This window comes from Inquilinus sp., from assembly GCF_057815775.1.
Map to the genome: position 1 here is coordinate 1 of NZ_JBYRFX010000159.1, position 6707 is coordinate 6707.

The following is a 6707-nucleotide window of genomic DNA, read 5'->3' on the forward strand; positions in this document are numbered from 1 at the left end:
GGTCAACGGCGATCCCGTCAAGCTCGACTGGGAGTGCTACAAGGACACGCTGATCGAGCAGTGCGAGCAGGGCGTCGACTATTTCACCATCCACGCCGGCGTGCGCCTCGCCTATGTGCCGCTGACCGCCAACCGCGTCACCGGCATCGTCTCGCGCGGCGGCTCGATCATGGCGAAGTGGTGCCTGTCGCGGCACAAGGAGAGCTTCCTCTACGAGCGCTTCGACGAAATCTGCGACCTGATGCGCAAGTACGACGTGTCGTTCTCGCTGGGCGATGGCCTGCGCCCCGGCTCGATCGCCGACGACAACGACCGCGCGCAGTTCGCCGAGCTGGAGACGCTGGGCGAGCTCACCAAGATCGCCTGGGACAAGGGCTGCCAGGTCATGATCGAAGGCCCCGGCCACGTGCCGATGCACAAGATCAAGATCAACATGGACAAGCAGTTGAAGGAGTGCGGCGAGGCGCCGTTCTACACGCTCGGGCCGCTCACCACCGACATCGCGCCGGGCTACGACCACATCACGTCCGGCATCGGCGCCGCCATGATCGGCTGGTTCGGCACCGCCATGCTCTGCTACGTCACGCCGAAGGAGCATCTCGGGCTGCCGGACCGCGACGACGTCAAGACCGGCGTCGTCACCTACAAGATCGCGGCCCATGCCGCCGATTTGGCCAAGGGGCACCCGGCGGCGCAGGCGCGCGACGACGCGCTGTCCCGTGCCCGCTTCGACTTCCGCTGGCGCGATCAGTTCCACCTGTCGCTCGACCCCGACACGGCGCTGGCCTTCCATGACGAGACCCTGCCGGCCGAGGGCGCCAAAACAGCGCATTTCTGCTCGATGTGCGGGCCGAAATTCTGCTCGATGAAGATCACGCAGGAGATCCGGGCCTCGGCCGAGGCCGGCATGGAGGAGATGGCGTCGCGGTTCCGCGATGGCGGCGGCCAGATCTACCGCGCCGCGGAGTCGGGGCCGGCCGCGGAGTAGGGTACAGCGGCCCCGGGCTGAAAATGGGTCTTGGTCCGCCCGGGGCCGCCCGCTATAGGACTCGCAGCGGAATTTGACCGCTGATGGCCGCTGCGGCCGGGGATGGCGTCCCGACCGCGGCGCTCCATGGTCGACGGCGCCCCATCGTCGATGGCGTGGGGGCGCCCGGCGCGAGGAGAATTTGATGGCTGGCCTTTCCGAACACGCCGCCAAGGCGGGGCTGATGAGCCGGTTCCTGCTGCAGCGCCGCTTCCGCCGCGTCGCCTGGCGGAACTGGGTGGCCGACCGCATCGCCGCCCGGGTGGGGCGCCGGCCGGTGGCCGGATCGCCGGAGGCGCGGGCCGCCGCCGGGGCACTGGCGGCCGAGGGCTTCGCCATGACGCCCTGGCTGGTCCGGCCCGGGATGGTGGCGGAGATGCGGGACTATTTCGCCGGGCACAAGGTGTCCAACCTCTACAAGCCGGAGCAGGGCGATTTCCAGGCGCCGGACCAGGCCCCGCCGGGCACCCATGTCGCCCATTTCCGGCCGGAGGTGGTGGTGAACGCGCCCCATGCCCTGGCCATCGCCAACCACCCCGATGTGCTGGAGGCGGTGCAGTCGGTGCTGGGCTGCAAGCCGACGATCAGCGTCATGGCCGCCTGGTGGTCGATCGCCGGCCACGAGCAGGGCCAGCATGCCGAGCTGTTCCACCGCGACTATGACGACTGGCGCTTCGTGAAGCTGTTCGTCTATCTCACCGATGTCGATGAAGGGGCAGGGCCGCATGTCTATGTCCGCGGCTCGCATCGCGAGGACGCGCTGATGCCGATCCGCCGCTATGCCGATGCCGAGGTCGAGGCCGCCTTCGGCCGCGAGCGCTTCATCCAGTTCCAGGGCACCGCCGGCACCAGCTTCCTGGAGAACACGTTCGGCCTGCATCGCGGCCTGCCGGCGCGGGTGACGCCGCGGCTGATGTTCCAGGTGGTCTACGGCCAGGGCCCGATCCTGTACGGCCCGCGGCAGCCGATCGTGGATGCCGGCCGGGCGGCGCCGGGCCAGGCGTTGGATCCATACGTCAACCGCATCTATCTGCGCGCCTGACGGCTGTGCTGATGGGATTTAGGCGAAGGTCGCCCCTTGAGTCCCCCCTCCCCTTGCGGGAGAGGGGTAGGGGGAGGGGGGACTGGAAAGATCTGGCGGGCCTGATGTCACCTCGGCGCCTCAACGACCCGACCGGCGGGAGCCGCGCCTGGCCATGGCGTTCACGATGAATCTTGCCAAGGTCAGGGCCGTGGGTGGGCAGGCCGCGCTGTTCCTGCTGGCCTTCGCGCTCGGCAAGGGCGCCGCCTTCTTCGGCCCGCTGCTCTTGTCCCAGATCATGACCGTGCAGGATTACGGCACCGCCGAACTGGCGCTCAGCATCGGCGTGGTCGGGGCCCAGATCCTCAGCCTCGGCATCCCGGGTGCCATTCCGCAGCTGGTGCTGATTCAGAAGGACGGCCGGGTCCTCGACCTCGTGTTCTTCGTCGTCGCCTCGGTCGGCCTGCTCGGGCTCGGCGTGGCGGCCGCTCTCTATGCCGCCTCCGGCGAGCTGCTGCCGGTCTTCGCCGCGATCACCGTGGCCGGCGGCGCGGCGCAGATCGCCGCCAGCGTCTATTACCGCGCCATGGGCCGCCGCTTCGGCATCCTGGTGGCCGACAACCTGTCGCTGTACCTGTTCATCCTGGTCGGGGGGCTGGTCTTCGCCGTGCTGGGCCGGGTGCCGCTGGGGCCGGTGATCGCCGGCTACGGCGCGGTCGCGCTGGGCTTCACCGTCTTCGCCTTGGCCGGCCTGGCCCGGACGCTACGGCCGCACTTCTTCACCGCCTATGTCGCGGCCCGGCGGATGGGCTTCTTCATGATGGTGAACTCGCTGGTCTATTTCGCCATCGTCAGCAGCTCGCGCGTGCTGGTCGGCTACTTCCTCTCGGTCGAGGCGGTCTCGGTCTACTCCGTCTGCTTCCGCATCGCGGCGGCGATCTTCCTGGTGCACCAGCTGATCGCGACCGCCTTCTTCAAGACGCTGTACGAGGCCTCGGTCGAATGGTTCGACCGGTTCTATCTCGGGCTGCTGGCCTTGACCATGACCGGCGCCGCCGCGATCCTGGCCGCCTTTCACCTGTTCGGCGCCGTGCTGCTGCCGGGCTGGGTCGCCTATTTTCCCGAGATGGCGGCGATCCTGCCGATCCTCTGCATGCAGACGATCTGGTGGGTGTCGCTGGCCCAGCTGGAACTGCGGATCAACCGTGCACTGATTTCGCGTCAGGCGACGATGGGGCTGCTGGCCTGCGCCGCGTTGATGCTGGTGACGCTGGAGCTGCTGCACCTGCTGGGTCTGCTGACCCTGCCGGTCGCGGCGCTGGTGTTCGCCTGCACCCTGTTCCTGGCGCTGCAGGTCCAGCTGTTCCAGCTGCGCCGCAACGGAGTGAAGCTGCCGCGGACCCGGCTGGCGCTGTTCGCCCCGCTGGTGTTCCTGATTCCGGCGATTCTGCAGCAGGTGGGGTAGGGGCTCTCAGGGCTCGCGCTTGGAGCCGTTCGACCACAGGCGGCGCAACTGGTCGACGAAGCTCTGGCTTTCCTGCAGCGTGCCGAAGAACTGGGCATCGGCCTCGCGCACCCGCGGCATGGCGGCGTTCAGCACCTCGGCGCCCTTGGCGGTGACGCGCAGCTGCCGGGCCCGGCTGTCGGTCGGGTGCGGCGCCCGGGCAACGAAGCCGCCGGTCTCCAGCGACCGCACCACCTGGCTGGTCATCATCGCATCGGTCTTGCAGAAGGCGGCAAGCCTGGCCTGGGTGACGTCGTTCTCCTTGCGGCTGAGCCAGGCGAGGCCGGCCAGCAGCACGAACTGCACGTGAGTGAGGCCGAGCGGTTCCAGCGTCGAACGCTGCAGCCGCTGCCATTGATTCGCGACCTGCCACAGCAGGAAGCCGGGGCTGTTCTCGGGGCGCAGGGTGCGCGAGAGGGTATCCCAGTCCAATGCCACGTGCCGCGTTCCGCCTGATTTTTCATGACCCTAGGCGCGCTGACCAATCGCATCAAGCCGGATGGTCATGGTCCCGGATGAAACTCGGTGTCGACCAGCCCGAACAGCAGGTGATCCCGCCAATCCCCGTCGATCTTGAGGTAGGCGCGGGCCTGGCCCTCATGGGTGAAGCCCAGCCGCAGCAGCAGCTTCTGGCTCGGTTCGTTGTGCGGCAGGCAGGCCGCCTCGATTCGGTGCAGGCCGAGCTGGTTGAAGCCGAAGGCCAGGGTCGCCGCGGTGGCGTCGGTCATCAGCCCGCGCCGGGCGAATCGCTCGCCGACCCAATAGCCGATCGAGGCCGATTGGGCGACGCCGCGGCGGACGTTGGAAAAGCCGATGCCGCCGATCAACTGCCGGCTTTCGCGCTCGAAGATCAGGAAGCCGTAGCCCTCATCCTGGCGCCATTCGTAGATCTGGCGGCGCAGCCGGCGCAGATAGGCGGCGCGGCTCAGCGCGTCTTCCGGCCAGGTCGGCTCCCACGGCGTCAGGAAGGCACGGCTGTCACCGCGCAGCGCCACCCAAGGCCGCCAGTCGCGCAGACGCGGCGGACGCAGATAGGTCCGCTGGCCCTCGATCCGGACCGGGGGAAGGGTGCCGAGCCCCGTCCGGAAGAAGCCGATCACCGCCGCCCCGCTCAATGCCGTTCAGCCGATCCGGGCCCGGATCGCATCGTAGCTGTCGAGCTTGCCGACCGGCCCGAGCGCCGCCAGGGTTGGGGGTGCCCGGAACAGGCGGTCGGCGACCCGGCGCACCGCGGCGGCATCGACGGCGTCGATCCGCGCCACGACCTCGTCCGGCGGCACCGGGCGGCCGAAGATCAGCATCTGCTGGCCCAGCTGCTCGGCCCGCGCCATGGTCGATTCCAGGCTCATCAGCAGCCCGGCCTTGATCTGGGCGCGGGCGCGGACGACCTCGTCCTCCGCCGCATCGCCGATCACCCGGCCGATCTCGCCGCACAGCACCGGCACCAGCTCCCGCGCCTCATCCTCGCCGGTGCCGGCATAGATGCCGAACAGCCCGCCATCCTGGTAGGCGCTGGTGAAGGAATAGATCGAATAGACCAGGCCGCGCTTCTCGCGGATCTCCTGGAACAGGCGCGAGGACATGCCGCCGCCCAGCAGGGTCGACAGCACCGATCCGGCGTAGAAATCCGGGTCGGCATAGGCCAGGCCCGGGAAGCCCAGCACCAGGTGCAACTGCTCGAGATCGCGCTCCTCGCGATGCTCGCCGCCCTGATAGGCGGCGGGCGCCGTGCGCGCTTCGGCCTGGGCCGGCAGCCCGGCGAACAGCTTTTCGGCCTGGGCCGTCATCCGGTCGTGGTCGACATTGCCGGACGCGACCAGCACCATGGTGTCGGCGCCGTAGTTGCGGCCGATATAGCCGGCGATCGCATCGCGCGGCAGCGATCCGACGATGTCGGCGGTGCCCAGCACCGGCCAGCCGATCGCCTGGTCCGGGAAGGCGGCTTCCTGGAACTGGTCGAAGATGATGTCGTCGGGCGTGTCGATCGCTTGGCCGATCTCCTGCACCACCACCGCGCGCTCACGCGTCAGCTCGGCCTCGTCGAACACCGAGTTCTGCAGGATGTCGCCGAGGATATCGAGCGCCAGCGGCGCGTCTTCCTTCAATATGCGCGCGTAATAGGCCGTGTTCTCGCGGCTGGTATAGGCGTTCAGATGGCCGCCGACCGCCTCGATCTCCTGGGCGATATCCTGGGCGCTGCGCCGGCGCGTGCCCTTGAACGCCATATGCTCCAGCAGATGGGCGACGCCGTTGACCTCGGCGGTCTCATGCCGGGTGCCGACGCCGACCCACAGGCCGACGCAGGCGCTCTCCACGGTGGAGATCGGGTCGGTGACGACGCGCAGGCCGTTCGACAGCGTGCTTTCCAGGATCGGCATCAGCGCGGCCCTCCATTGGTGCGGGCCTGGCGGACGAAATCTTCGATGGTGCTGAGGTCGTTGGGCAGCGGGGTCAGCTGCTCCTCCCGTTCATACAGATCGGCAAGATGGGGCGGCAGCGGCGGGCGCCAGCCGGTGGCACGCTCCACCGCATCGGGGAATTTGGCGGGGTGGGCGGTCGCGGCCACCACCATCGGGATGCCCGGCCCGGCCGGGTGGGCGCGGGCGGCGGCCAGGCCGCAGGCGGTGTGGGGGTCGAGGGTCTGGCCGGTGGCGGCCCGGGTCTCGGCGATCAGCGCCAGCGTGCCCTCGTCGTCCAGCTTGTGGCTGGCGAACAGCGCGGTCGCCGCCTGGTGCATCGCCGGGGTGACGCTGAACCGGCCGGTGCCGCGGAACTCCGCCATCAGCGCGCTCAGCTGCTCGGCGTCGCGGTCGCACAGTTCGAACAGCAGCCGCTCGAAGTTGGACGAGATCTGGATGTCCATCGACGGGCTCAGGCTCGGCTCGACCCCGTCCATCTTCATCTCGCCCGACTTGAAGAACCGGTCGAGGATGTCGTTGCGGTTCGATCCGACCACCAGCTTGGCGATCGGCAGGCCCATCCGTTTGGCGGCATAGGCGGCGAAGACATTGCCGAAATTGCCGGTCGGCACGGCGAAGGCCACCGGCCGGTCCGGCGCGCCCAGCGCCAGCGCCGCGGCGACGTAATAGACGGTCTGGGCCATGATCCGGGCCCAGTTGATCGAATTGACCGCCGAGAGATGGACCTCGTCGCGG

General features: G+C 69.0%; 7 protein-coding genes. 3 read left to right on the forward strand and 4 right to left on the reverse strand.

Features of this window, described 5'->3' with window-relative positions; translation table 11 throughout:
• From thiC to AC3XYG_RS05795, 3 genes are all read left to right on the forward strand, one after another.
• On the forward strand, window positions 1-988 hold a 988-nt coding region (gene thiC / locus AC3XYG_RS05785), incomplete at its 5' end, for a phosphomethylpyrimidine synthase (protein WP_489138861.1).
• A 184-nt stretch (window positions 989-1172) separates the two neighbouring features.
• Window positions 1173-2069, forward strand: coding sequence for a phytanoyl-CoA dioxygenase family protein (locus AC3XYG_RS05790; RefSeq protein ID WP_489138862.1), 897 nt, complete (start codon window positions 1173-1175; stop codon window positions 2067-2069).
• A 154-nt stretch (window positions 2070-2223) separates the two neighbouring features.
• Entirely contained in the window at window positions 2224-3513 is a 1290-nt protein-coding gene (locus tag AC3XYG_RS05795) for an MATE family efflux transporter (protein WP_489138863.1), read from the forward strand.
• A 6-nt stretch (window positions 3514-3519) separates the two neighbouring features.
• Here AC3XYG_RS05795 and AC3XYG_RS05800 read toward each other — a convergent pair whose 3' ends face one another.
• From AC3XYG_RS05800 to AC3XYG_RS05815, 4 genes are all read right to left on the reverse strand, one after another.
• Window positions 3520-3990, reverse strand: a complete 471-nt coding sequence (locus AC3XYG_RS05800; RefSeq protein WP_489138864.1) for a MarR family winged helix-turn-helix transcriptional regulator — start codon at window positions 3988-3990, stop codon at window positions 3520-3522.
• A 65-nt stretch (window positions 3991-4055) separates the two neighbouring features.
• Window positions 4056-4652, reverse strand: coding sequence for a GNAT family N-acetyltransferase (locus AC3XYG_RS05805; RefSeq protein ID WP_489138865.1), 597 nt, complete (start codon window positions 4650-4652; stop codon window positions 4056-4058).
• A gap of 21 nt (window positions 4653-4673) precedes the next feature.
• On the reverse strand, window positions 4674-5930 hold the full coding sequence (locus tag AC3XYG_RS05810) for a M16 family metallopeptidase (protein ID WP_489138866.1): 1257 nt from the start codon (window positions 5928-5930) through the stop codon (window positions 4674-4676).
• Window positions 5930-6707 (reverse strand): PALP domain-containing protein (locus tag AC3XYG_RS05815; RefSeq protein WP_489138867.1); only part of this gene is annotated, 778 nt, incomplete at its 5' end. The genes AC3XYG_RS05815 and AC3XYG_RS05810, both read right to left, overlap by 1 nt.